The following is a 3,036-nucleotide window of genomic DNA, read 5'->3' on the forward strand; positions in this document are numbered from 1 at the left end:
CGACCCCGGCCCCGATCCGGACGCCGACCTGTCGCGGTGGCGGGGCCGGGCCACCGATCCGGACGCCGACCGCAGCCGGGCCGAGGACTCGTCCCCGGCGGCGGTGACCCGCCTCCGCGCCCGCAGCCGGCTCCTGCTGCGCCACCTGCTCCGCCCGCACCGGCGGCGGCTCGGGCTGGCCGTGTCGCTGCTGCTGGCCCAGAACGCGGCCGCGATGGCCGGTCCGTACCTGGTCATGCTCGGCATCGACCGGGGCATCGGGCCGCTGCGGGCCGGCGATCCCGGGCCGCTGGTCGCGGTGGCCGCCGCGTTCGTCGTCGCCACCGCCACCGAGTACGCGACCCGGCGCGCGTTCCTCGCCCTGGCCGCCCGGATCGGCCAGGCCGTCCTGCTCGACCTGCGCCGCCGGGTGTACGCGCACTTCCTCCGCCTCGACGTCGGTTTCCACGAGCGCTACACGTCCGGCCGGATGGTGTCCCGCCTGACCAGCGATCTGGAGTCGATCGGCGAGCTGGTCGACGGCGGGATCGACAAGCTGGTCATGGCGGTGCTGTCGGTGCTGTCGGTGGCGGGCATCCTGCTCTGGCTGGACCTCCCGCTGGCCGCGGTCACCCTGCTCGCCTTCCCGTTCCTGTTCTGGCTGTCCCGCTGGTTCGCCCGCGCCTCCGCCGGGGCGTACCGGCGCACGCGGGAGGCGGTGGCGCTGGTCATCGTGCACTTCGTCGAGTCGCTGCGCGGGATCCGGGCGGTGCAGGCGTTCCGCCGGGAGCCGCGCAACCAACGCATCTTCGCCGCGGTCAACGACGACTACCGGCGGGCCAGCCTGCGCGCGTTCCGGCTGATCGCGGTCTACTCGCCGGGCATCCGGCTGATCGGCAACCTCACCGCCGCGGTGGTGCTCGGGTACGGCGGCTGGCGGGTGCTGGGCGGCCGCACGGAGGTCGGCGTGCTCGCCGCGTTCCTGCTCTACCTGCGGCGGTTCTTCGAGCCGATGGAGGAGCTGAGCCAGTTCTACAACGCGCTCCAGTCGGCGACCGCGGCGCTGGAGAAGCTGGCCGGGGTGCTCGACGAGCGGCCGGCGGTGGTCGAACCGGCACGTCCGGTGCCGTTGCCCGCCGGCCCGCCGCGCGGCGGTGTGGTCTTCCAGGCGGTCTCCTTCGGCTACCGGCCGGAGACGCCGATCCTGGGCGGTTTGGAACTGACCGTGCCGGCCGGGCAGACGGTCGCCCTGATCGGGCCGACCGGCACCGGGAAGTCCACGGTGGCCAAGCTGCTGGCCCGCTTCCACGACCCGGACGTCGGTTCGGTCCGCCTGGACGGGGTGGACCTGCGCGACCTGGCCGACACCGAGCTGCGCCGGGCGGTGGTGCTGGTCACCCAGGAGACCCACCTGTTCAGCGGTTCCGTCGCCGAGAACATCAGGTTCGGCCGGCCGGACGCCGACGACGACGCCGTGGTCGCCGCCGCCCGGGCGATCGGCGCGCACGAGTTCATCGCCGCCCTGCCCGACGGGTACGCCACCGACGTGCACCGGCGGGGCGGCCGGCTCTCCGCCGGGCAGCGGCAACTCGTCGCGTTCGCCCGCGCGTTCCTGGCCGACCCCCGGGTGCTGATCCTGGACGAGGCCACCTCGTCGCTGGACGTGCCGACGGAGCGCCTGGTGCAGCGTGCGCTGCACAGCGTGCTGCGGGACCGGACCGCGTTGGTGATCGCCCACCGGCTCTCCACCGTCGAGACGGCCGACCGGGTGCTGGTGCTCGACGGCGGCCGGATCGTGGAGGACGGTCCGCCGGCCCGGCTCGCCGCCGCCGGCGGCCGGTACGCCGCCCTGCACCGCCAGTGGCGCGACTCGCTGCTCTAGGGACGGGGCCCCTCGGTGGTGGCCTCGGCCCGCATGTCGCGTCGGATCCGGTCGACCACCCGGCCGAAGCCGAAGAGCAGCACCAGGATCAGGGCGGACACCGCGACCAGCATCGGCACGGTCAGGGCGACCCCCTCGGACGGGCCGAGTCCCAGGCCCCGGATCACCGTCGGCGCCAGCGCCAGTGCGGACAGCGCGATCGCGGCGGCGCCGAGCGCCAGGACGCCCGCGGTGCGGCCCGGCTCCCGATCGGCGTCTGCCCCGGGGGCGGTGACGGCGAGCACCAGGCCGAAGCCGAGCGCCAGGCCGAGCCCGAGCGCCGAGGGCAGCGACACGACGAGCGTGCCCGTGCCGGGCAGCTCGGCCTGGACCGTCGGGGCGGCGAGCGGCACCGCCAGCGCGGCCAGGAGCAGCCCGACCGCGTCCCAGGGCAGCAGGCCCGGTCGCAGCCGGGCAAGCGTGGCGCCGGCCACGACCGCCGCCACTGCGGCCAGCAGGACCAGGTATGCCTGCGCCCGTTCCCCGACGAATCCGAGCCGCAGCCCGAGCAGGAGCAGCGGCCCGGCGGCGAACCCGAGCACCACCCACCGCGCGGCCGTCGCCCGGCCGGTGCGCCACGCGTAGCCGAGCAGGACCAGCCCGGCGACCACCGTCGCGTGCCGGAGCCGGATCCCGTCCGTCTCGCCCGCCGCCTCGGCCTGCTCGGCCGCGAAGTCCCGGACCGCGTCCAGCAGCCGGAACCGGAACGGACCCGTCCCCCGCACACTGAGCAGACCCAGCTCCCGCAGCCGGTCCAGCAGCGGCACCGCGTCCCACCGGTCGGCGCCGTGGGCGAGCAGTTCCTCGGCCAGCTCCACCGACCAGCGGTTGCGGAACGCGGACAGGCGACGCAGTGCCGCCCGCTCGGCCGGGGCGAGCAGGTGGTAACTGGTCGCCACCGCCTCGCGCAACGTCACCGTGCCGGCGGCCGGATCGGCCGGCCCGAAGGCGGGTCGCACCGCGGCCAGGTCGAGGACGCGGTCGCCGTAGCGGTCGAGCAGCTCGGTGACGTCGAGGATGCGGCCCCGGGCCGCCATCAGCTCGATGGCCAGCGGCAGGCCACCGAGCCGGCGGACCAGCGCGGCGAGCGCCGGCAGCTCGACCGGGGTGGGTGGCGCGTGCCGGGCCTGGGTGAG

1 protein-coding gene and 1 pseudogene are annotated in these 3,036 nt (G+C 76.1%); one reads left to right on the forward strand and one right to left on the reverse strand.

Features of this window, described 5'->3' with window-relative positions; all coding sequences use genetic code 11:
• Nucleotides 1-28: 28 nt before the first annotated feature.
• Nucleotides 29-1,861, forward strand: a complete 1,833-nt coding sequence (locus HUW36_RS29575; protein ID WP_246248387.1) for an ABC transporter ATP-binding protein — start codon at nucleotides 29-31, stop codon at nucleotides 1,859-1,861.
• On the opposite strand, the pseudogene HUW36_RS35350 reads toward HUW36_RS29575, so the two are convergent.
• A pseudogene (locus HUW36_RS35350) lies at nucleotides 1,858-3,036 on the reverse strand (hypothetical protein); the annotation flags it as partial. The gene HUW36_RS29575 and the pseudogene HUW36_RS35350 sit on opposite strands and share 4 nt — an antisense overlap.

The sequence above is a fragment of the Micromonospora maritima genome, from assembly GCF_902825405.1.
Lineage (GTDB): Bacteria > Actinomycetota > Actinomycetes > Mycobacteriales > Micromonosporaceae > Micromonospora > Micromonospora maritima.